The organism is Nocardia sp. GP40, from assembly GCF_050434125.1.
In the GTDB taxonomy this organism is placed as follows: Bacteria; Actinomycetota; Actinomycetes; order Mycobacteriales; family Mycobacteriaceae; genus Nocardia; species Nocardia albiluteola.
The window spans coordinates 821,385-848,127 of the sequence record NZ_JBNPVW010000001.1; the positions used below are offsets into that span (position 1 = coordinate 821,385).

The window sequence follows — 26,743 nt, forward strand, 5'->3', positions numbered from 1 at the left end:
GGCGGGTTCCCCGTCGTCGATGCCCGGCGAATCGGACCGTCCGCACCGGGATTCCCTATCCGGCCAGGTCCTGGAATTGGCCGACGAGGCACGGCTGTTTGCTGCGGTGTTGGAGCATGGTCTCGAGGTCGACGAGGCCGTGGAGGTGCTGGCGGCGGTCTTCGACCGGGCGGAGCCGGTGCTGGGCGGGAGGCCTCCTACGCCCGAGCAGCGGGAGTGGTTGTCGCAGATCACCGAGGAGGCCGTTACCGAGTTCCGCGCGGGCCAGGCCGACGCCGGCGCGCGCCGGGACCGGCCGTCCCCCGTGCGGGAATGTGCGTTCTGGTATCTGCTGTCGCATGTGCACGGGTATGTGCCGAAATGGAACGGCACCGCGGGGAAGGGCTTCCGCCGTTGGCTGCGTACGCAATTCGGTAAGAAGGTAATCCGGCGCGGTCTGACGACCCTCGGCACACGGATATTCCTGCCGTCCCGCTTCGACCTGGAACATGCCGCCAGGGCGGCCCTCGAAGACATTCAGGTCAACGGGGACAATGCCACTGAAGGGTCGAAAGTGCTGTGCCGGTTGCTGTTCGGCCTGGTACGGCCGGACCCGGAGCTGCGTTATGCGGTCGGTGCCGCCGAGGTCGACCCGCTCCCACGGGACCTGTTCGGACTCGACAGAACCCTCGACACTGTGCCCGAACTGGTTGAGGCATACCGCATCCTGATCACAGGGCACGAGGTGAACGGCCTTGATCGCTTTAAGGTCGCGGACTTCCTCCGCGGCGTACGTGCCATGAGTGCCGGGTATCCCGGTGCGCACTTCGACCGAATCGATATCCGGTTGTTGGGTCCGAAGGTCAAGAGCATGTTCGACCCGGAAACGAACACGATCGTGCTCAACCAACTCTTCGTCACAGGCAGTCACGCGTACAAGCCAGGAAGTTTCGGCGATAACTTGCGGTACACCAACTCGGTGACGAGTGAGGATGGGAGTCACCAGGTCGCCGAGGTCATGGTCAGGGACGCGGGTAAGGCTGTTTACGACGACGTACTGCCCGCCCTGATGGGCCAGTACCGGCATGGCACCTCCCTCGGTCTCGAGGGCTACCAGGGCAAGTCGTTCGAGGAATGGCTGTGGGAACAGTTCCACACCCTCACGTTCCGCCGCCTTCTCGTCTTTTTCCCTGTCGGAAATTTGGGGATCGACGAACACGCGGCTCTGGTAGAGGCCGCTGTCGAGGTCTCGCAACCGTTCGGCAGGCCGACCGATGGGCAGCGGGTGCTGTACGCGGTCTTGATGAGGCATCTTCGCGCGCGCCACGGCGAGGGGTATCAGGCCACCAGCGAGCAGCTGGACAGGACCATTTCGGAGGAGGCCGAGCGGAAGCGGGCCGCCGACGCAGCAGCCATAGAGCATGCGGCGCGCACCAATCCGCTGTCATTGGGCCTCAGCGGGCCGGTGTCACTGCAGGCGGACGGTCAGGAGTTCGTCTTCGAACCGCGCCGGGCTGTTGTCGATGGACGTAAACAGGAGGTCATCAGGGAAGTCAATGGGCGGGAGCTGGAGTTCTTCTCCGGCGAACGGAGCCATCTCCTGGCGGCCGCGTTGCATGCGCTGACCGGCTGGACGGTGGTGGCGCTCGACCGGAAGGTCGACGGGGAATGGCGGCAGGCGCACTGGGCGGTGCAGACCCCCGACGGGGATCTGCTCGACATCTTCGGCAAGACCCCGCTCTACGATGTGGTGCGCAGGGTTGCGGACGGTCATCCGGTCAAGATCCGGGACGTGGCCGACGAGGAGTATCGCGACCCGTTGCGGTGGGCTGCCGCCCCACTACCGGCCGCGGCAGTCGCGCTGATCAATGTTGTTGCGCGGAATCTGCTGCGTGACAACGAATTCCCTGCCCTTGCGGCGGCGCCCGCTTACCCGGCCCAGAATGCGGCGGCGTTCGATAACAGCGACGATGAGGTGCGGCGCACGCCATTCAAGCTCGGCTTCCAGCGCAGGCTGGAGTTCCTGCTGCGGTCGCCCGCCGCCACCGGCCTCGACCGCGTCACGCTCATCGCCAACACCATCGACGGGCACGCACTCGAGCTCTTCGGTTGGCATGATCAGCACGCGCTGACCGGTGCGCTGCACAGTGCCACAGGCTGGCCCACGGTGCTGATAGAGCATCAGGTCGACGGGGAGTGGCGACTGGTGCACAGTGCGGTGCAGACCCCGGTTGGGGGTCTGCTCGACATCTTCGGTCATGCCAGTGTCGCTGTGGTCAAGGCGCGGTCCGTGCCGGACGGCGGCGTGGTGCGCGCCCGCGTCGTGCCGGCACATCGCCTGGTCGAGGCGGTGGCGCCCGATTCGAAACGACTGCATGGCAACCGGGAGTGGTGGGCGGCCGAACGGCCGATAGAGCTGGTCGCCGCGATCAGCCACTTCACCCAGTGTCTGTTGCGCGACAATGGTTTCGGCTACTTCCCCTACGCCTTGGCTGACGGTGTACGGCCGGCCGACGATAGCCTCGGCCGGGCGCAACGTGCGTTGTCCAGTGTGCTGCCAGGCCACGACGACGATATGGTGCTGGATTCGGACGAACCGGATTTCGGCGAACGGATACTCGCCACCATTCCGTGGGCGATGCGGGATGGCGGACGGTGGCACCACAACTCCGCCATGCTGGTACGCAAACTCACCGAGTTCATCGCTGCGTCCGAGCCGAGCGCCGGAGAGCGGCTGCCCTCGGTGACGGCTTTGGCACACGCCGTGGGGGTGCCGGACCGGACCGTTGCCAAGGCGTATCAGGAGTTGGCCCGCACGGGTCTGCTGCACATCAGCGACTACGGCAGAATTGAGATGGCGCAGAACTGGCACATCGACGCCCCCTACCGGGGCATACCCGCCGATCGGACGCTGCTCGCAGCCGATGACGAGGTGCTCTCCGATCCGTATACGAACCGGCTCGACCGCATGGCGATCCTCTACGCCGGCGACCCGAACGACCCCACCGGAGCGGGCAGGGCCTTCGGGAAGGACGTCGCACCGGATCCGGTCGGCCGCTTGTTGCCGGAACGGGCCCCGCCGCCGGGCGGTGCGCTGACGGATCTGGGCGACGCCCTGGCCCGAATGCGACGCGGGGACCGGGCCGAATGTGCGCGGCTGCGTGAGGTGCTGCTCGGCGAACACGACACCCTGGATCGCGAGTCGTCGCACTGGGCAGAGTTGTTCGCAACGCGCGATGACGCGCGGGCAGCACTCGAGAGTGCGCTCGGCATGGACACGGGGTCGTTGGCCGATGATCGGAAGCTGGCGCGGACGCTCGCGGATCAGCGGGAGCGCACGGATCTGACGCCGGAGCAAGAGCTGGCCTTACGCCGTTTCCTCGGCGTCTCCTCACAAGTGGATCCGTTCGAGGTGGCCGAGCGACTAGCCGGCCGAGTCGCTCTCATCGATCGGATGGAAGCTGCGCTGCACTGGGCACTTGCCCGGTCCCAGCATGTCGCCGGAACCGCAGAGAGCTACTACCGGTTGGCTGCCGAGGTTGCCCGGATCGACCGTGTCGCGGCGGAGGTCTACGAGGTTGAGCATGCGCGGCCCATAGTGGAGCGGGTACGTGGCCGAGTTCCGCGCGACTACGGCATCAGCGTCGACACGCAACCCAGCCACCGCGCCGAAGGGGCGCTGCGTGATCAGTTGGCCCACATCGTGGATGAGCTGAGTGCGGCTTTGGAGATCACCGAGACGACCGTGCTGCAATCGACCATCGAGGACCTGGATCGGTTGGCTCCGTTCCCGGAGGTGCTGCCGGAGACGATTGCGGACCCGGCCGAGCGGCGGGCATCGGAGCAGCGGTGGCAGCAGGCGGAGCTGGTCCAGGAGTTTCTGGAGATCCGCCAGCTGATCGGCGTGCTGGAGCAGCTGGAGGTGATGGGCCGCAAGCAGGATCGCGTTCGGGGCGAGTTGAATTCCGCTCTGGCGGAGGCCATCCCGGCGGGCTACGACGAGTCTGCGGTCGAACCGCCGCCGGCCGATATGTTAGGCGCGGAGCTCACCTTGCTGCGCAACAACTGGGCGTCGGAGCGAGTCGCTATCGACTCACTGGACAGCCGTTTGCGCAAGGCGGTCGCCGAGCTGGCGGTGGCGCAGGCATCTGGCGCCGATTCCGCGGTACTGCGCCGAAGCGAGGCCCGCGTGCGGGAACTGCGGGAACGGGCGTCCGAACTCGAGGAGTTGGCTCGGCGGTACCGCATCGCCCGCAAAAATCGTGTCACGGCATGGGCGAGGCTCGAAGACCTGGATGCCCGAACCGGTGTGGACCAGGATCCCGAGCCGCAGTGGCAGCAGGAGTGGGATGACACCCTCCGCGAATACGAGGAGTACTGGGAGCCGCTTTCCCGTGCACGCAGCGACCTGATCGCTGCCCTGGAGCACGAGGCCGCCGTGCTCGACCAGATTCAGCAGTTGGAGGCGGAGCGCGATCAGCTACTGCGGGATCTCGGGATGGCCGGCCCGGGCAGGGATTCGGCTGACTGGCGGCATGTCTCGCTACGGGTCGGAATTGACCAGCATGACAAGCGGAATGCAACCAAGCGCCAGGAGTTGGCGACCCTCATCGGTGTCCCGGTCGCGGATCTGGACGAGGCCACCATGACCGGCGCATACGTCCTTCGCGAGTTCTTCGGGGAAGACAGGAAGCGGCTGCAGCAGCAGGCCCAGAAGTTGGCGCGGCTGCGGCAGGTGTGCGATCGGCACGAGGACCTGGCGGAGCAGTTCGGCGATCAGCGGCCGGAGATTCTGGTGCCGGAGCTGATACCCGCCGTGCAAACTGAGGTCCGCGCCGATCCTGGCCTTCTCGACCTGCGGATCAACGATCTGACATACGAACTGCAGCGGCTGTCCCGAGAACTGAATATCGACGACTACTTTTCGCTGCAACCGGATTCACCGCAGGTCGTCGCGATGCGTGAGTCCGCTGAACGTGATCGGCAGGCGCTGGCGGCCGAGCTGCACCTGGATCTCGCCCAATTCGCCTATGCCACCGTGGATTTCATCGGCCAGAGCAGCATGGATCGGTACTCGACGCTGGCCGGTCGGCTGCGCTCATGGGAGCAGCGGCGTGCCGAAATCCAGCGGCGCCTCCGGTTCTGTGCCGTGGTCGCCGAACGTCACCAGGCATTGTCGGTTCTGGACGTGGAGGCGTCGGCCCGCGGGGTGGCCAGTGAACGACTCGTGACCGAGGCACGGAGCCGGGTCGGGCTGTATACCGGAGAAGCCGAACCGGTGAGCGGGCACGTCGTACACATCCGGACCGAAGGTGCCGAACCCGATGCACTGATCGTCTTCACCACCGCACACCGCCCGGACGCGGCACTGCGCGACCTGGTCGCGCACAACCCGAATTTCGCCGGTGCCTTGGATCCGGAGCCGGCCTACCGGATCGTCCTCGCGCAGGTCGCGGCAGAAGACTACGACCGCTCACGCAGTTCCGCGGGCGTCCGTCTGGCCGGACCGGGCGCCGAGACGGTCAAGCCACGCAGTTTTCAGGAGATGGAGAACGCCGCGATCCGGGCCGATCTGCTGCGCGGCTATCGCGAATACGTCGAGCAATGCGTTCGGGAACGGCAGCCCAGGGTCGGGTTCGGTACCTGGATCAGGCCGCTCGGCCGGATCACCGCGAAAACCTCACTCGCCGAACTGGTCTCACGACTGTATGAGAAAGCCCTGGCCAGCGACGACGAGTTCGGCGCTCTAGCGGTCTTCCGGCGCATGGCCGACCGGGACGCCGCCCGGCATCAGGTCGACCGGAATGTCGGCGACCGAAATACCTGGAACCCCCGCAGACGCGATCAAGTGAACGGTTTTCCTGTCACGATCGAGATCGGCGGCTTTCCCATCGATGTGTACATGGTGGGCAGCCTGCGGGACGGATACCGGATCGCCCAAAGCGGCGGTGATACGTCTGGCCGCGTGGTCGCGAACTGGTTCGACGGGTTGCATGCAGCCGACAAGCAAGAATTGGCGAACGCCGTCAAGAAGTTCCTGCGCGACCCGACCGCGAATCTTCCTGTGAGCGAACCGGAGACGGAATCCGAGGAAGCCTGGCAGCAGCGGTTCGACCGCGAGATCGCCGAGGTGCCCGGCTGGCGAACCTGGCGCACGCCGCAAGACACGAACGCCTGGCCCGACGTCATCGCCGGCCGGTTGGACTATCCCGAGGCCCGCCGAGCCGCAGCGGTATTGGCCGCCCGCGACGTCCTCGCCGAAGAAGGCGCGGTCCCGCTCGGGGAGGGCGTCGGGATCGTATTCGGTCGCGACCGCGTGCGGCTCGTCGTCGCCGGACCTCACCCGGACCTGCCTGCGCTGTTGAAACGGGCCACCGGCATGTCCCCGAGCGATTTCCGCCGCTACGGCGTCGAGATCGACTACCGCCGGGTCACGGTCGACAGCCAGAGCCAGAGGCACGTCGAAGAGCTGTACGTATTCGACGATTCTGACGACGGCAACGCACAGTCGGACCCGATCTGGGACTACTACGACAACGACAAGCTGCAGGCACTGAGCCCGCAGGAGTGGAACACCGCAGTCGCCCACCGCATTGCGCAAGGCGATCAGGGTAATCGTGCGGATGACGATGTCTCGGACCGCTCGCGGCAGTGGCCCTCGGTTGTGGACGATCGGGACTATGCCGAGCGTCTACCTGCGATCCCCGGGGTCCGACCGGTGGGGGGTGGACTCTACGAGGCTGCGGGCCTATTGATCGAGCCGAGGGCGGGCGAGCTTCGGCTGTTTGCCCCCCATATGTCCGCAAATAGTGACCGTGCCCGTTTTCTGGCCGTTGTTGTGACGGAGGGGCGCAATGGATTGCCGGTGATTTCTCGCCGCCTCCAAGAAAGCCCGGATCGTGGTGGGCGCACGTTCGATATGCGTGCGGCGTTCGGCGCAAACTATGGTGGTTCGTTCGGCGGGGAAGAATCGGAGTCCATCCGCGACGAGCTGGGCCGGTTGGTGCGCTTGGGGATTCCGCTCGAGCAGCAGCTTGTCGATGGCGGATTCGAGGAGGTGGCGCCCGGGATTTTCCGTTTGCATCGTGGCGGTATCGAACTCGCGGTGGTGTTGAGTCCGGACCGGCAGGTCACCCTGTTGACTCCGGTCACCGGCTCCGGGGCGAATGATCTGCTGGCGCAGTCACATATTGTCGGACTGACCGTCGTGCCGGGAGATCCGTCGTCGTTCGGACGGTGGCGGGACGATCGGCCGGGATTGCGCCTGAGCAACGGGTGGTTGGAGTACACCCTCACGGGCGACGGTCACATGCCGATCGCTGCGGAGGTCCTGCGACCTGTCACGAGGCAAGACCTGGGCATCGAGCCGGTGACGCCGCACACCGAGCCGGGCGGGTTCGTGGTCGGTGGGGACAATTCGACCGAGGTGATCCTGAGCCTTACCGAAATCAACGGAATCCCGGTCGAGAAGCTCGAGCAATGGATGCGTCCGTTCGATTACGAGCATGCTTGGGATCACACCGATCGTGTCGAGTTCATCGGGTCGTCGGCTGGTTTTCTGGGGCCAGACGATTCTCTGCTCGAGACGATGGCTCGTGACAACGAGGTGGTACGCCGTCTCGGGCTCAGCCATGCTGAGATCGGGGATGCCGTGCGTAGGAACAATTCTCTCGCCCGAGACTTCAGGGTGGGGAGATATCCAGGTGAGGGTGATTGCGTTTATGACGTAGCGGCGGTCGGCACGATGGGTGTTCAGGATTCGCCGTTCCGGGATCGAACGGTGGGCTCGTCGGACTATGTGGTGACGAATGTTCGATCCGGCACTGTGCTTCGCGGGCTATCCGACCTTGGCGGCCACATGATCGAGCGGTATGGGTTCTATCAAGGCCGTACCGAGTACCGAACAGCGCCGGAAGATATCATTGCCACGTTCGGCCATCTGCTCGATCGTGCGGGTGGTATCGAGCGCGTCCGCCGGGTGGTCGCCGAAGTCGATGCGCTCGCCGCCGCGGGCCGATTCCGTCCGGGCCCGCAGGTGCAGGGTCCGGTGAACGAGGCGTCCGGCTCGCCGGCAGCAGCGGAGCACTCGGGGCCGGATGCCGAGGACGGCACTGGATTGTCTGTGGGGGAGGCCGATCAGCGAGATTCGGACCAGGCCGTGGCCGGCGATGTGAACCGGCGCGGTGCCGAGGGCCTGCCCGACCCGAACGTGCCCGTCGCGGATACCCAGAGCGACCAGCCTGTGGTCGATGCGGGAGAGAAGCGGTATTTCGAGCGTGTTGGCGAGTCGCGCGTACGTCCTGTCACGATGGACTGGGATGCGTGGATCGACAATATCTACACGGATTGTCTACGGGAGTTGATCGCACGGTTCTCCTCGAGCACGGATGGTCTGGACCTGGACCGTGTCGATTCGTTTGTGATCGGGTTGGGGCTGCGTCGAGTGCGGCTTCTTGTCGTGGACAGTGACCGAATGTCGGAGCTGCAGCAGTTTGTGCAGGAAAGGATCGGCGGCAACAGTTCGATAGAAATAGAAGGTAGGTACATCTCCGAGCTGGATACGGCGATCGTATTCCGTAACAAAGAACTCGAGGAGCTTAACGGCCCGGAATATACCGAGGCATTGGCGGTGCATGAGCTCGCCCACGGATCGAACCGGCATCGCCTGTTGCGCCTACATATCACGGAGAGTGGCATTACACCGGAAAAAGCTCGGAGCGGGCTTATGGTCATTCCTCCGTTCGGCCCGGCGGTAGGTCGTGTATTCGAGGAAGGGTTCGCCGAGTATGTGCGAGTAAAGTACATCACCGATAGTTTGGGTCTGCGTGACGGTCTCCTCCGCGAGGATGCGCGGGGCAGCTTTATCCAGGAGCGCGCCGATGGAGTGGAGAGCGCCTGGCCCGTGAAGCACATCTATCGAGCCGAGCGCGACCGTCTGGCCGCCAAACACTCTTCCAGTGCGGCCGAGATAATCGAATTGCTGGTGGCGGCCGATCCTTTGCTTTGGCCTGCGCTCGTGAGCGCACGGAGCACCGTGGCGGGTCTGCGGGAAGTCGCGGCGCGTATCGAAGCGATTTCCCCCGGCTTATATCGGAAACTGCGCGACGAATTCAATGTCGAAGAGCTCTTCACCCCGGCGTTGGAGTACGTCATCTCGGTTCTGGACGGCCGATCACCAGATGACCCAGACCGGCATCATGATGGTGCCGACGGGACCGAAGACGGCGTTGCGACGCGGGGTGTCGATGTGGCTTCCCGCGACTATTCGGGCATTTCCGATACGTTCCCGGTGGGCCGTGCGGAGGATGGACCCAGGCCGGCGGTTCAGCCCTACGGCGTACCCGTCGCCAGCGACAAGGAGGATTTCCCGCAGCTGTCGTCCGAGACGATGTCGACCGGTGACGAGCTTGCACGCGGCACTGCGAGTTCGAATGAGCCGCTGCCCTCGGGGATCGCGGCCGTCCGCATGCTCGCCCGCCTGGCGATCGATGAGTATTTTCTCGCGGCAGAAGTGCGTGCAGCGCTGCGTCTTCCGGTGTCGGTTGTGGGCTCTGTCCAGGTAGCCCCCGACACGATCGACGCGGAGTTGGATCGCCTCGAGACTCGCGCGCAGGCATGGCTCGAGTCCGGCAAGGCGTGGCTCAGCGCCGAGGGCTGTCGATCGGTCCTGGCAACTGCGCGTGAGCGGGCGGCCGAGTATGTGCGAGTCTGCCGGCAGCATGCGCGTGAGCGGGCCGCAATGGCACTGCCGGCTGGTGATCTCGCGAGCCTCGAACGGGAACGGGCGGTTCTGGCTGTAAATCTGGCCCTCGATTACGAGCGGCTCAGAACCCTCACCGGCGCCATCGAGTATCCGGACTCGGCAGGTCTTCGTACCTTCGACCATGGGAACTCGCTGCATTGGACGCGGGAGGGGATCGACGAGTTCGCAAGACAGTGGGCGGAGCTCGTACCCGATGATGCCGGCAAAGCGCAGGTGTGGCTCGCAGCCGCCCGCCAACACATCGCAGACCGGGAGCGCGTCCAGCAGATCGACACCATGCTCGTCGCACGCGGCGCTCCCGCCGCGGAGTCTCCCGCGGGTGTACCGAGCCCTGCGCACACCACGCTGATGAATGCGATCAATCCACCTTCCTCGTCGTGGCCCGATTCGTGGGCATACACCCTCGGCCACACCGGGGACGTGCCGGAGGAACGATTGCGGGCATTGACCGAATTCGCCGAACTGACAACCGGCACCGAGGAATACACGACCATGCGCGCCCAGATCGACCTGGTCGATCAGGAGGCCCGGCAGTACCTGCGTTACTGGCGCGAGCTGTTGCGTCTGGCTCATCTGATGGCGTGCACGGCCGTTTCCCCGCAGTCGATTCCGGGTGTTGCCGAGCGTTACCGGCAGCTTGTGGGTTATCTCGATCAGCAGGGTTTCCGGTATGCGCCCGGGCTCCACTCACCTGCCGCGCTGATCGGCGATCGCGGCCTGGAGCCACGGTCGCAATGGTCCACCGAAGCGCAACTGATCGCCTTGGCCGTCAACGACTGGTACCCCAGCGAGGTGATCCCCGTCGTCACCGCCGACAGGGGATCCCTGCTCGGTGACCGGCCACGTGAATTTTCCACTATCGCAGGCGCATTGGCGTTCGTGGCTGACCTTCCCGACGGGTATTCGGCTGTGGTCCACATCGCCGACGACGATGGTTCCGGCGAATTCGCGTTCTGGCCCAAGGACGGCGCGGTCGCCGACATCAACCCGGCCCGGGGCCGTCTGCGATTGGCGCTCGCCCCGGCGCAGGAGCCGGCCGGCCGCACCGTCCGGGTCGCCGTGCTCGACCGTAACGGTGAGCGGCGGCCCGACGGTCAGGTCGATGACGGCGGTGCACCCCAGACGACCCAACTGCCTGGTGACTCCAGCCGGCAGCCGAACGCACCGCCGGAACGCGCCGGTCACGGTAATGACATGGCTGAACCAGCCGAGCCGGCAGTGGAGGTCGAGTCCGAAAGCGGTGCGCCCGACGGGGTCGCCGAACACGGGCCTGCGTTTGGCTCGGCGGCGATCGGCGAATTCACGCTGCGTGGTGGCGCACAGCCCGACGGTTCGGACGTTCGAGCCGCATCGCCACCGTCGCAGCCGGGTGAGCTGGACCGCGCAGCAGTGGAGGGGACCGCGGATATCCCAGCCGGTCCCGACTCTCGTATCGGCGAGCAGGACGATGCAGGGGACGATCGGAAGGCCGCGATCACCGCATCGTCGGACGGCGGGCCGCAGGACGGTTCGTCCGAGCAGCCGACGCGTTCGCCGGGTGCGTCGGACAGTGCCGCCGCGCAGGGTGAGGCCCGGCGGGCCAGGCGTGGAATCCGTGGTGTGCTATCGGGATTCGGCAGGCGTGGTAGCCCTGGGCCCGGTGCGATCGGTCTGCCGGCAGTGGCGGCGGCCGGGAAGCTCGCGGCAGGCGGGAAATTGGCGGTGGGCGCGTCGGCTGTTGCCGCGGGGTCGGGGAGCGGGCACACCATTCTCACCGTGGTCGGTGTGGTTGGTGTGGTCGCGGGTTCGGCGGCGTTGTCGCTGGCCGAGAACCGCATACGCCGGTGGCGGAACAAACCGCGCACCGGGCACCCGGCGGACTCGGGAGCCGGGCGGGACGATGGTTCCTCCGAACTGCCGCGGTCCGCGAACTCCGAGGCGGATCTCGATTCCGGGCAGGACAACGAGGCCAGGACCGGTGAATCCGGCGGAGCGGGTACGGATCATGCTGGGCGACAGCATGATCCGGACAATGCTGACGGACACGCGGACGGCTCGCTGGAGCCCATCAGCGTCCCCGCTCTGCTGAAGGATATGCTCGGGAAGTTTGGTGGGGACGCATGGGACGAGTTCTCGGAGTACCTGTCAACCGACCCGGCCCGTGAGACTCACTGGCGCGACGAACGCATGCAGCCGATTGTGGAGATGCTGTCGCAAGATCCGGCGCCGGACCGGATGGAGCTTGTCGAGGCGGCAGTGGAGGCGCTGTTCGCCGACGGGATTGTCGACGAGCTTCCGGCGTGCGAGTACGCATTGATGGTGCGCGCTGCCTGTGCGTTGGCGCTGGAACGACAGTACGCCGCCGCCCGAGGCGCGCGGCAGCACGGACCGGCCTGGTTGTGTCCCGACGGGACGATCCTGGTCGTTTCGGAATTGCGTGATCCGCGACCGCTGCTCGACCGCTTCCTGCCGGGGATGGGTCGATGGGAGCACATCGAATTCAAGCGAATCCGGGTGGGCGCGGACGGGACGTATTCGATCGACGACTGGCTGCCGGAGACGGTGGAATCGGAATATCTGCTGAGCCACTACGACCCGGAGGAGAGCTATAACATCAGGGGTTACCTGCAAGACCACGAACTATTCGGCTCACTGTTCACGCAATGGGATCGGCCGCGGATACTGAAATTCTTGCGTCGCCGATTCGGGGTTCGGCTGGAATTGCTGGACACGGCGTATGACGATGATCTCATTGTTGCGGTAGCCGAGCTGGTCGCTCAGATGATGGTGGATTTTCCGGGCCTGCGTACCCGGCTTCGAGCTCGCACGATGGATGATGAATTCGGCCGGACGGAACCGGGCGTGTGGGACTACAGTCCGAGGGCACGTAGGGCGAACCTGTTCCTGCGGAACGGTGGGGTAGTCGCCGGCGCCGGCCTTTCGCTATTGGTGGCCGCTGCTGCGTCCGGGGTCAACATCCTCGGAATCTTCGGTAGCGTGGTAATGGGCGCTGGTGTCCCTCAGATTTACAATGGATTCTGGGATCACATGCTTATGCGGCAGCGCGGTGCGCGTCGGAATGGTGCACAGTACCCGACCCGAATCGCGCTGAACAAGTCGGTGCTCACCATTCCCGGAATTCGACGATTGATGGAGCTGGCTCCCGGTGAGTATCTCGGTACCGAAGCGGCGAGGAATTTCATTCGCACAGGATTGCTCGGCGAGTACGCCGACGCGGTCTGGTATGCCGGTGGGCGCGACATCGCCGACCGGATACCCGCGACGCTCCTGCGGGATCTGCGCGCGAGAAGGCCAGGTCTGTCCGGCGAGCAGCTCGACCTCGAGTTCGAGCAGGAGCTCGCGGCTCAGTTCGGCGACATGTCCGATGTCTACTATTTGATGAGATTCGGCAGTGAGCCGGCCGGAAAGCTGATGTTCAGGCGGTCGTTCGTTGCCGTCCGAGATAGCGGAGTGCAGGAATCACGCTGGCAGCGAATGGTCTGTGACCTGGTCGTGAACGCCTACCACGCCGCTGATCGAGGAATACCCCTCGGTGAGCTCTATGACCGGCGCCGCAAAGCCCTGAACGGCGCCACCGGGCAACACGGTTCCGGATCCACCGGATCACGTACCCAACGGATCCGTAACGCCGCAAAGCGAGTTCAGGACAAACGGCGAGCGAATGGCCGTGGCGCCGACGGCGGTTTCATTACGGTGGATGCCGCGCTCGGGATCGCCTCACTCGGCACGATTCCCCTCCTGCGCAAGCTGGGCTGGCTGCCGCTGCTCGACCGCGGCCCGCATGCGGACGGTGAGCAGGATGCGTCGGCACAGTGGCAGTCGCCGACCCGCGGGCGTCGAGATGGATCGGAATCCACCGTCGGCGATCGACCGCACGAGGAGAAGGCCGCGTTCGACAACGAGGTGTCGATCGGGCCGCACTCCGACCTCGACGAGGCACTCGGCAAGGTCACATCGTTCCTGACGCTGCGGCGCAAGCCCAGATATGTTCCGGCCGAAGCCGATCGGGCTCGCATCGAAGAGGCCATGCGTACTGTGCTGCGGCGCGAGATCGAGCGTCTGCGTGAGCTCGAGCAATCGACAGGAACCGACGTCCGCGCGGTGCTCAGCATGGCTCTGGTGCAGACCCGCGGCGAGCCCCACTTCCGATTCGGAGTGGCCGACAACCACGAACGCGACTACGACGCCGCCGAATGGTTCGAATTCGAGTCCGGCTGGGCGCGGGAGCTCGAATCCTTCGAAGACGCACACTCGTTCGCCGGTCGCTGGACCCGCGGGACCGTCCGATACGGCGAATTGCCCTGGAACAGAGGCACTGCCGACGAGGGTACGAATCGGGATACAGACTCCGACGATGGCGCCGATGGCGGGGAGAGGGCCGGCGGCGACGATGGCTCGATCGTGGGTTCGGGCAGGGAGGCTGTCGATTCAGGCGAATTCTTCGCGCCTCGCCGCAAGCGAAACCCGCGAGCGCGTCGCGGTCCGGAGGCCGGTGGGATGCGGCCGCGGTGGCCGTCTGGGTTGAATTCCTGTGCGGCGGCGACTCTGGCTGGTTTCAAGGCTGCGTCGGGGCGTTCGGATGTTGTTGTTCCCGAGGTGGATCCGGAAAATGGTGTGCCGGCAGCGGCCGTGTTCGACGCGTATGGCGGGCAGCCGCAGTATTGGCCGGATTTATTTGCGTTGTGCGATGAGTTGCGCGTGTGGGGTAAGTGGCTCGAGGACCGGGAGCTGCTGCCCGAGGGTGGGGTGTCGATGATCGTGGCCCAGCCGCCGCGTTCCGGGGTGAAGCTGGGACATGCGTTCCGGTTGGTATATACCCATCCGGCTGATGGTCCGGCGCGGATCGACAGGGACGAGGGGGATGGTTCCGTCGTGCTGGATTATCGTGTTGCCGAGAAGGATCGGGGCTTGGCCGTGTGGGCCGGCGCTACCGACGGTGCGTGGCCGGTGGCGTCGCTCAAGGCACTGAATGCTGATCCGCGCACCGGCCGGGGTCCGGAGTTCAACGTCGGCGCTGGGACGCTGGAATCGGAGCCCGCCGACTTCCGGGGGGAGTCGCCGGAGATGGCGCCGAAGGACTCCGAGGGCGATGACGGTTCGGTTTCGACGGTGTCGGCGGATCCCCCAGCCTTCGTGCAGCGCCGGCAGATCACGCTGCAACAGCTGTTCGAGATACTCGACATCCGGCTGGTGCCGACAGCGGGAGCCGACAAGGTCCGGATGCACCCATTCGTGCTGACGAATGTCTTGCGCGAGGCAATTCGATCGGGCCGACTGGCTGTTGGAGACGTACTGCCCCCGGTTTCGCGGTTGCGTTCTGGACCGATGCTGTCCCAGGCGGCGCTGGCATCGGCGTATTCGAAGCTGTATGCCGAAGGCTACCTACAGCGTCGCGGCGACATCAGCGCGATAGTTGCACCATGGAATGAACCGCGTGCGGCAATCTCTCAAAAGGTCGAGATCCTGCAGCTGATGGCTCGGGGCTTGTCGGACGAGAAGATTGCGGGCCGGCTGTTCCTGTCGAAGAACACCATCAAGACACACAACAAAGCGATCTTGCGGCAGCTCGGCGTTCGGGACCGGACCGCGGCAGTCATCGAGGCGCTGCGTCGAGGAGATATCGACAGGAACGCGCTCGCTGTTTCGTTCGAAGCGATACCGGAAGGGGGCGTGCCCAGGCTCTCCGATCGCGAGATCGAGATACTCGGGTTGGCTGGTCTCGGCTTGTCGAACGAGGAGATCGGCAATGACCTCGGTTTGTCCTGGAAAACCGTGAGAACCCATTTCACCCGGATCAATCGCCGACTCGGTACATCGGATCGGACCGCATCGGTCATGCAGGCAGTTTTCTGGGGAATTCTCGATGTAGACCTCAGCGGCCACAAGTTCATGAGCCTGCTCCGGTCTGCATCCCCGGGCCTGGCGTTGCGGTCGGGCCGCTCCCTCGCGCCGCTGCGGCACGCGATCCGGACGGCGATTCACGACGGCTTGTTGCCGGAAGGTACGCGGCTGCCCTCGGTCCGGTTGCTCGGTAGGTATCCGGGCTTGGTAGCGAAGGACACCGTGGTAAAGGTCTACGGCCGATTGCGCAAGGAAGGCTACCTGGTGGTCAGCCGCGGGCTGGCCGGCACGACGGTGGCGCCCCGCGGGCAATGGCCGGCCGCGGACGAGTCGCAAGATTCGGGCTTGGTGACCGTCGGGAAGATCGCCGCAGCGGATCTGCTGGAGATACTGACGTCCGGATCGCATGAATTCGAATTCCGTACGGGCACTGCGGCGTTGGTATTCGCACTGCGCGAGGCGATTCGTGGCGGAGACTTGCCCCCTGGCCTGGTTCTGCCCTCGCTGCGGGATTGCGGCAGGGTCACCGGGCTGCCGTCCAACAAGGTGAAGCAGGCCTACTCGCAGCTGCGAGATGAAGGGTATCTGGGGTACCTTGCGGGGATCGGGATGCAGGTCACCAGCCCGGACGGCTGGCCGGAACGGTCAGCTTCGGACGACTCGGGCATCTTCGTAGGGCCGCGGATTTCGCCGGAGCGCTTGATGGAGATACTCGGATTCGGATCGCCGGCGACGCGAGGGACGGAGATCCGCATCGGTGGGCCTGAGCTGGCGGATGCCTTGCGCAAGGCGATCATTTCCGGCGCCTTGATGGTGGACCTTGTCCTGCCTACGGTGCGCGATCTGTGGAATGATCCGGCGTTGTCATACCTGACGGTCGAATGGGCGTATGCGCTGCTGCGCAACAAAGGCTATCTGGTGCGGCGTACCGGTGGAGGTACCAAGGTAGCCCGCTGGAAAGCTCGATCCCTCCGCACCGAGAAGTCCACAGGCGATATCGCCGTCCGGCCGACGGACCGTGAGGAGTGTGTGGAGTGGTATTCCGCGGCGGCGATGTCGGTGGGTATCGATGCTGATTCCCGTGGTGTCGAGGCTGTGTCCTTGCCGGCGAAGGCGGAAGACTACGAACGTATCGAGGCTGTCACTGCGGGGGAGTTCGCTTTGATCGGTACTACTGATCTGGGTGTGTTGGCTGATGTCGTGCAGGATCCGCGTAATGGTGTCGATAGCCTGACGGTGGTGGTCGAGCAGAATGGCGCGAAGCATGTTGTGCTTTTTACTCGTTTGCCGAGTAGGGATCCTGTCGGTAAGCGGCCCAATGTGTTTGTTCTGGATCAGAATAATGTGGTTCGTGGTCCGAGTCCTTTCCAGGGGAATGCTCCGCCTGATGGGTTGTTGGAGGAGTTCCTTGCTGGGGCAGGGGGTTTCGATTTCGACGAGCGTATTCATGTGCCAGGGTGGGCGGCTACACAGCGTTATCGGGATATCGGCAAGGTCTGGGTCATCGCGCATCGTGCTCTGGGTAGTAGGGGTTCGCATGTGTTGTCTGCCAGTGAGATCGAACATCTATTGCGCGCCAAGGCTGTGCCCGGTCACGAATCGGTCACCGTCGACCCGACCGACAAGCCCAGAGGTCCCATCACGGGCCCGCCGAATGAACCCGCATCATCACCTGCTGCCGAAACTGGTGCCAGGGTTGCCCCGCGGCGCTCGAGTGCTCCGGGGTCGGCGGAGGCCGTTGCCGAGGCTTTTGATCTTCCATCGGCGAAAAGAGCTAGGGCTGCGGCGGATCCGATGGTGGCATGGGGGGCGGACGGACAGCGCTCCGTCCCGTGGATAGTCAACGCGGAGAATCCGGATCTGGCGGGTGCGAGTGCCAACCAGCCCGGTTTCGAGACCGAAAGCGAGCTGGATTCCGGCCCGGAGGAAGCCGATGACGGTGGTGATGCCGGGGTGCCGTCCGATGAGGCTTCGGTGTGGCCGATCGATGGTTCCGCCGAGTCGGCGGCGAACAGCCTTGCCGACGATTCTGGTCCAGCAAGTGAGCCCGTTGCCTTGCCAGAGCGGGATCGAGGTGTGGTGGACGATGCGATCGCCGAGTGGCATGCGCGAGTACTCGCGGAGCATGGTGAGGACGCGGCGCGCGATTTTCTGGATCTGGTGTCCGCGTTGCCGGCTGACAGGCGTAGCGCGGTGCTCGATCCCACTCACGATCGTGGCGCGCGGGTGGATTCGTCACGGCCACTGCGGGTCGCGCAGTTTAATATCGCGGGCGCGATGCTTTCTCGTTCGTATGACGCGTTCGACTATGTTGGTGGTTTCTCCTACTTCTGCCTCCTACTGAAACTGGTCGATCCGGACGTCGTCTGCGTGCAGGAGTCGGAGGCCGATGCCGAAGGCTCGACGGCGCGGCGGTTGGCCGAGGCGCTGGGGTACGACTATGTGTACGAGACGGACATGTGTCCCTCGCACATCACCGAGGGCAAACGGCTGCATATCGCGGTCATCAGCCGTAGGCCGATCGAATCCGGCAGCGACCACCGGCTGCCTGTCCCGCGGATGGAGCTGCGCTTCAAGGGCCAGCTGGTCGAGCCGCACGACCGGTTCGCGCAGGTCGTCACAATTGGTGGGCGGAAGTTCGTCAACATGCACCCAACTCCCCTAGGCGCGTTGGGGCAAAGCTACGAGTCGGTTGCGGGCGCCGTGCATGCCGATGAGATTGCGGTCGTGTTACGCCCGCTGATCTCCGGCCGGGCCGTGCTCGCCGCTGACCTGAACACTGATCGCCCGGGCACCGTCTACGGTGGTCTCCTCGAAGAGGCCGGCATGGGTGCCGCTCTGTCGCCGGAACAGGAAACCGTTCCGCATCCCGACTGGCACGGCGCACCCGATCAGATCTACTCGTCATCGGAGTCCCATGTCGTGGAAAGCGGCGTGGTGACGACCCGGACCGATGGTGGCCTGCGCTGGATCGCCGGCGGTGACATGTGGGACGGGCAGCCGCCGGGCTGGTCCGATCATGGTTTGGTGTGGGCCGATTTGATCGACGCTGATTCGGCGAAATCCGGGTCAGCCGGTGAGATCGCTGAGTCACCGGAATTCGACTCTGGCACAACCGAACCCGTCGCCGAAGCATCTGGCGTGCGCCACCATTCCGTCCAGGGGCGGGGCCAGATAAGTTCCGAGAACTCGCAGGAGCCATGGGAATATGCGGAGCAGCCCACGGCATCATCCGAACCGCAGGACGACGAGCGCGGCCGCGCACCGAAGATGCCTGACCAGGAGGAATGGGCTGAAGGCCACAGAAACGGGTCCCCGGATGAAACCGCTTCCGAGGCGGCGCGTCTGGCTGAGGTAATCGGGGTACCGCCGGAGTCGGTGCTGCGCCTGCCCGGTGGCGTGAAGCAGGCGATCGATGTGGCGGAGTCGGCGATCCGTGTTGTCATGGAAGTGGTCCGGGGAGACGATCTCGAGCCGACCGGACACGGACTGCCGGCTCGGCTCGCTGAACTCCCGCATTGGATCGGCAGGCGTCTGATCTATGACATCGCTGTCCAGGATGCGATGGGCGGTCACCCGGATGCGAGGCCGGTGGCGGAGTTGCGGGAGCTGGCCAGCGAACTCGACGAGCAGTTGGCTGCGATACTCGGGGTGCCGGACCTCGGCGCTGGATGGATGCCGGCGGCCAGCAGCGATCCGCTGCACGAGCTGCGCCGCATCAGCAGACAAGCGGACGCACCCCCACAGATCGCTCGTCTGGTCGAGACCGCTACCCGGTACTTCGGTCTTGCCGTCGCGGCGCAGGCCATGGAGCCCGTCTACCGCACGCTGGTCGAGTGGCCCTTCCCCGACCAGGCCGATGTGGCGACTGCGATCGCGTGGGAATTGGTGCGCCGCATGGCATCCCAGCGGGTGTCGGCTGAAATCCACGGCGAGCCCGGTCATCGCATTGCAACGATCACCGTGACGGCCGAAGATCAGCAGGCACCTGCCCGCAGCGAGGCGAACCGCGAAGGTTGGCCCGCCATCGACATGCTCGAGGACCTCGAATGGTCGTGGGAGCATCACTCGACGCCGGATGGCGGGACAGCGGTGTCGTTCAGGTTCTTCGAGAACATCGGCCCGAGTGACCCGCCGACCGACACGGCTCCGAGAGGTCCGCCCGGGACCGAGGACGAGCCGACCGGCCCCATCACCGGCCCGTCGAACGAAACCGCAGGTGAGCCAGAGCATACTGCGGGCCTCGACGCATCTGCCGCCGGCGATGCTGGTGTCGGTGACGGCACCGGTGCAGCGATATCGCATTCGGGATCGCGAATTCACGGATTGTCCTCGCGCCAGCTCGAAGTTCTCGAGCTCGCTGCCCGCGGTATGACGAATCGGGAAATCGCCACCGAACTCTCGGTCTCGCTCCGCAGCGTTGGACTCAGTCTGTATCGCATCGGCCGCAAGCTCGGCACCGGTAACCGAATCGAAATGGCGACCGTGGCGTCCCGCGCAGGGATACTCATCGGTCAGGGTACGCCCGTCTCCATGTTGTCCGAGCGCGAGATCGAGGTGCTCACACTGGTTGCCCAGGGCAAGACGAATTCGGAGGTCGGCGCGGCATTAGAAATATCCGAATCCACCACCACCCAGCACCTCACGAATATCCGTCGAAAGCTTGGAACCGGTGACCGAACCGCACTTGCTGCGGTGGCGTTGCGCGCAGGCCTGCTTCCCGAGATCGATCCAACAGATCTCGCGCTGACCGAGCGTGAACGTGAAGTACTCGCCCTGGTCGCCGCGGGAAGGTCCAATACGGAAATCGGCATAGACCTCGGGATCTCACCTCACACTGTGCAGACCCACTTACTCCGTATCGGCCGCAGGTTCGGGAGCGGCGATCGAACCCTGCTCGCATTGGCTGCACTGCGCGCAGGCCTTCTCGCCCGAACTCAGCCCGCTGACCCAACCGGCCCCGTACTGACAGCCCGCGAACGTGAAGTACTCGCCTTGGTCATCGCTGGCAAATCCGACAAGGAAATCGGTGCGGACCTGGGAATATCGCAGGGAACCGCGGTAGTTCATCTCAGGAATATCCGCGTCAAGCTCGGTACCAGCGATCGAGAGAGCACCGTCGCCCGGGCCCTTGACCTTGCGATCCCCGGTTTGATATCTGCCGCCGCTGTCGAATCCGACACCGACGACGACCTCGCCGACAATCCACAAGTCCCGGATGCTGGACCTGCAACAGAGGGTAAGGGCAACGACGCGCCATCGGACGGCGACACCACGACCGCCCCCGGGCCCGCGAGGGTACCGGAGGTAGATTTCGTGGACGCGCAGTATCGGCGATGGGTCATGACGGCCCTCGCGTCCGATGCCGGGGTGACGGTCGCCGAGCCAGTGCAACAGGCCTTGGTGCTGATGACGAGGGAAACGTATCGAGAAGCCTTCAACCAACTCGATCCGGCCGAACAGCAGGTCGTCACCCGAGCGATAGTCGCGGTCAGCCATAGGCAGCGAATCGGTGATCGCCAGCGCGAAGCGGTCGGACGACTCGCCACCCTGGTGTATGAGAACGCGCTTGCCGACCACCCCCCGGTGAATCCGGAGACTCCCAGTCGCAACGACCTCACCGCTCGCGAGATCGAGATCCTCAGCGGCGTTGCAAACGGCCTGTCCAACAATCGAATTGCTCGGCAGCTGGGGATTTCTGCAGCTACTGTGAAGACCCATCTGGCGCGCATAGGTGGCAAACTCGGCATTACCGATCGAGCCGGCATGGCGGTGGCGGCAATCCGCGCAGGCGAGCTCCCCACGGACGAGGATTCACCCCAGTTCACCGAAGTCACTCTGACCGAACGGGAGACCCGGGTCCTCGAACTCGTCGCTGCAGGACTGTCGAACAAGGAAATCGCTCGACAGCTGACGCTGTCCGTGGACACCGTCAAGACCGACCTCCATCGGTGCGGTCTAGCGTTCGGTGCGAGCGACAGGGCAGCGATCGCGGTGGCGGCACTGCGAGCAGGCAAGCTCCCTGTCGACTCACCCGCAGACACCTCCCGATCCACCGATATCATGCTGACCGAACGGGAACGTCAAATCCTCGGACGTGTCGCAGCAAGACTGTCGACTGTCGCAATCGCGAACGAGTTGCAGATATCGATCGGGACGGTCCGGACACATCTGGACCGCATTGTCCGCAAACTTGATCTCGAAGGCCGAGCGGCACTGGCGGAGGCAGTGCGCGAGGGACGTATCGACATCACACCACCTCCCGGCGCCGCCCCCGAAGGAGCCGGCGGCAAGCCCTCGACCTCGGAAACACCGTGGAAAACATCCACTTCATCCACGCCGGACGGCAGCAACCCGAACACCCCCGGTGCGGAGCAGCTACAGGCAGGGCTGGAAGCCCTTGTCGCCCATGATGTTGCGCGCCAGGCCATGATCGATGCCGCGGATGGGTTGCGTGCGGCGCGTGATCTGGACGAATCGAGCTACGAGGATGGACTGGCGGAGCGTCCGGTTGACGATGGGCCGGGCCCACAGGAGCAGCTGCTGCAGGGGGCGATGCGGTCCGCGGTTGCCGAGTACTGCGAGACGAAGCAGCGAGTTGACGCGTTCGCCGATCTGCTCGGTGCGGATATTTCCCCGCACCAGCGTCAGCGGTTGCTGAGTCTTGGTGCCGCTGTAGCGTGGTGGCGCGCCGAGGCGGCGGCACCCGGTGAGGTGATCGGGCAGGTTCACGCGGCGGTGCAGGCGCTGGCCTCCGATCCCGTGCTGCGTCCGGTGGCCGAGTTGGAAGGTGGGTGGGGGTCGGTCTCGTTTTCCGAGGATGCCACGGCTACAGGCGATGCCACCGATCCTGTTTCCGATTTCGCGGTTGATCTGGGGTCGATGTTCGGGGCCAGCGACGCGGGCGCGAACGCAAAGAAGCAGGACAACCAGGACTGGATGGAAATGGAGGTGGTCGGCACCCCGGAGGGGCCGGTCCGGATCTCGGTGGTGTGCGATGGGGTGGGATCGACGACGAAAGCTCACCGTGCCGCGCGAGCTGCTGCACGCGCGGCCCGCAACAGTTTGGCTTCTTTCGCGTCCGGCCAGCAGGGGAGTTTCACCGACGAGGAAGCCGACCTGGCCATGCGGCGGGCGATCGATGCCGCGCAGGCCGCGGTGGAGGCGTTGGCCGACAACGAATTCGCCGGCGAGGCGAAGCCCCCGAAGACAACGATCGCGGCCGTCATGGTCAAGCCGGGGCGTGACGGCCGGCCCGGCCGGTACGTCGGGGGGTGGGTCGGCGACGCTCGCATCCAAGTGCTGCGGCCCGAGGGTGAATCCGAGACGGTATCGCGGGATCATTCGCTGCTGCCGTACTACGTGGAAAACGTAGGCATGACACAGCGCGAGGCGATGCGAGACCCCGACGCCCATGGGGTCGCCCACGTGCTGGGCAAAGACGCCGGACCACCATCAGCGAACGACGCCATGTACTCGACTTACACCACCTCCGGTGAGGTTTCGGAGAAGGATGTGGTGCTGGTCAGCACCGACGGGCTGTGGGGCACCAACCCGGAACCGCACGAGATGGACATCATCTTCGACAGCGGCCACGGCACCGACCTGCACCGCATGGGCGCCCTGCTGCTGGAGCGAGCGCTGTGTAACGGGGGCGAAGACAACACCACCCTGACCCTTACCTCATGCGCCCCAATGGTTCCGCATCTCGGTGTGGGTGTTGCCGAGGATGGGGCTATTGCAGATGATGCCGGGGCGGTTGCGCCGGGTGCGACGGGGCGTCGACGCCACATCCGGGGCCTGCTGCCGGGAATCGATGGGCATGGTAATTCTCAGCACGCGATTGCTGGTCTCGCGGTGGTCGAAAGGGCCTCGGCCGTAGGGAAGATTGCGCCGGGCAGCGTGGGTGCCGCTGTGTGGCCAGCGGTCGGATATTCCGTTCTGGCTCTGGTCGGTGTGGCCGGGGCTGCCGCAGCCTGGTCGCTAGCCGAGAACCGGATACAGCCTCGGCTCGAGGAACGTCGTCGACTCCAGCGGGCCACCGACGGCGTTGCGAGCGCGCTGTGGGATTACCTGTGGGCCCACTGGTCCGATGCGAATATGCAGGACATCGTGGCGAGGACCAAGCAAGAGCCGATGCCGGATCCGCTCGAACTTGCCGAGGCCGTGGTTCAGCAGCTGCGCGCTGACGGCATTGCGAACACACTCGAGGCGGCACTGGAAAAGCACTCCCAGTGCGCAGCCGAGCTCGAACGCCGGCGAGCAGCCAGTCCGGCTGCGCGCAAGGAAGGAAAGCGCACCCGGTGGGTCCGGAGGCGAACTCGGGACGGCCGGAGTGCGGGGGGCGTTTACGGAAATCAAGATGCCTCGGCCGGCTGGCAGCACCCGAATACACCTGAGTCGCAGGAGAATTCGGGCGAGCCGCGGGGCGAGGCCGCGCGAGGGGCGTCGGAGGCGGATGTCGTCGCCGAGCCGCAGCAGGCGAGCGCAGGCGATTCGTCCGTGGTCCCGCCAGGCCACGCTGCTTCGCCGAGCGTGGAGGGGCGGGAAGGACACGGATTCCGTGCTGTCCTACGAGATTGGCGTAAGCGCGGCACTTCGTGGCACGGGGCGATCGGCATTCCTGCCGTTGCGGTGGCTGGAAAGATCGTCGTGGGTGCCTCGGCAGCATCCGCTGGGTTGGGGAGCGGCGATTCCGTTCTGACCGTTGTGGGTGTGGTTGCCGGGTCGGCGGCGGTGGCGCTGGCCGGCAACCGGATACGGCGGTGGCTGCGCATACCGCGGACCGAACCAGGCATGAAATTGCAAGAGCACCAACAAGATGCTGGTTCCTCCGCTGTTCCGGCAGATTCCATGGATCGGGACGGGCATAGTGGGGAATCGCCGGTAGGCGAGAGTGGCTCGTCCCGCGCCGGATCTGCTGCTGCGCCGCGGATCGGTCCGGACGCCGAGTCGGCGCTGGATCTGTCGGAGGGACGGGGACGAGATATGGCGGGCGCGCCGTATCCGCGTCGGTCCGGTGGAGTTGAGCAGTGGGTGATATTCCACGCCGACGATGACGATGGATCCGCCGTTCACCCGGACGCGGATGCCCACGAGACCACGTCCGATTCGGTACGGCCAGGCGTCCCTGTAACGGAGGTGTCCGGTGGTCGTGTTGATCTGGTTGGTCAGCCGAATCGGAATGCTGCGGCGATTCGCGACCTGGGGGAGAACGCTGAGCTGACCCTGTTCTTCGAGCCGGGTGCTGGTCAGGATGTGGAGGAGGTCGCGTCGGCGCTCGGCGACATGATGTCCGAGCGCGGTTGGCGGGATCCGGCGCAGATCGAAGCGGCACGCGAACTGGTCCGCCAGGCCGGACACGGTGTATTGCGATATCTGGGCCAGTGTTTGAAGTCGATCGAGCAGGCCGACCTCGGGTGGAACAAGAGCCGCAATTTGCGAGAAGGGCTCGAGGTACGTCTCACGGTTCGGATGTCCACGGATGCCGGTCGCCGATCGCTGCACATATCTGTCGAATGCGACCAAGACCGTCCGCACCTAGACCACCGGGACGATCCACCGGCTTTCCTGGTTACGGACACCGACTGGCACCCCCAGTTGCATGATCGTGCTTCGGTGGGGCCGGAGGTGTCTGGACCGCTCGACGTGGCCACCAGGTCGAATGTTGAGTCGTGGGGCGAGGTGTGGGCAACTTTCGATGAGCCGAGTTCGGCGCAGGACGTCGACGTCCCCGCCGATCCGCAGCTGCCGGGAGAGCGCGAAGCCAAGGCCCGTATTGTTCGCAGAATCTATGACGAACTCCATATTCGTATCCGCCACTGGGAGAACTCGGCAATCCCGAAGGAGCTCCTCGAATCCGTATACCGCGCGCTACGTGATGCGATTGCGGAATACGGCGGCAATTTCGACCTGTGGGCGGTCGAATTCAGGCCTGTCCGCTCTGATTCCGTATTTGCGACCACGCGTTCGTATGGGACCATGGACAGCCATCGCCAGATGGTCACTGTCAGCCTGGAGAAAGCTACCGCGTTCGTGCAGGCGACGGAACGGGCAGAATCGGCGGTGGCAGACCGCAAATGGGGCGCGTCTTCTGGGGACATTTGGTACGACCTCGTATACCATGAATTCATTCACGTGGTGGATATGGCCAACAAATTCAAGGTGTCTCGCAGGGTGAAAACGCTGTTGCGGTCGGCCTATGATTACTATCGTGAGAAGAATTTGCTTCCCGCAGATCTGGAATTCGAGGAGTGGTGGCGATGGCTTCCCTCCTACGTGATCAAGAACGGAGATCTCTCGCCCGGCGAGGCGCTGGCCGAGGGGGGCAAGACGGGTGGGATCGACCCGTCGCTGCCACTGACGCATCCGGCGCGGGTGCTGCACTGGTTGACGTTGACCCGCGACGGGTCCTCGCCCGCAGAGGTTTTGGCGAGTTGGGAGCAAATGCGCCGCGACGCGGTGCCGTGGTTGTTGGCGCAGGACTTCCGGAAGATGTACGGCGACAGCTTCTCCGAAATGGCCGCTACGGGGCCGGATGCCTCGATCGGCGACGTCCTGCAAGCGATGACGGGTGCGCAGCTACAGCAATTCACCGATATCGGCGAGCTGCGTGACCACTTGCTGACGTGGGGGCGGTCGCTGGATGGTGCTGGGCGGGGGAACGGCGTGTCGGTGCTCGTGGTCGATGGTCATGACCCGAACCGCGCCTACGGGCTGGTGCGCCGCGTTTCGGCAGAAGGGGACGAGCGGATCGAGTTGCGGGACCCGGACGGGGGTCAGCTCAGAGCCAATAGTGTTGTCCCACATGGATCGTCGGGCCGCCCGGTGTGGGCTGTCTTCCTCGACAGCCAGGGTCGGGCCGCAGCCGTCGGCGCGGATGGTGAGATCGCGGTCGAATCCGGCGGCGACGCTGCGCTGGATGCGGCCGCACCGAGTCACCGCAACGACGCCGTTCCCGCCGGGGGGGTTTTCGCTCCTCGTGACTCCAGGATTGCCGGTGGTTGGGGTCGCAGGGGGTCAGGTGGGGTGGTCGATGGCTCGGCGGGCGTGGTGGCTTCCGAGTCGGAAGCCACCGCGGTGATGGAGGAGGCGCCGACATCGGTCGGGCTTGCGGGGATGTTGTCGGAGGCGGACAAGAATCCTGAATCCCACGTTTCC

General features: G+C 65.1%; 1 protein-coding gene (running past both ends of the window). It reads left to right on the top strand.

All 26,743 nt of this window come from inside a single coding sequence — locus ABH933_RS03595, LuxR C-terminal-related transcriptional regulator, on the top strand. Of the gene's 43,167 coding nucleotides, 12,989 precede the window and 3,435 follow it; the stretch shown corresponds to coding positions 12,990-39,732 (codon 4,330, partial, through codon 13,244, complete); the first codon wholly inside the window starts at nucleotide 2. Both codon boundaries (start and stop) fall beyond the window edges.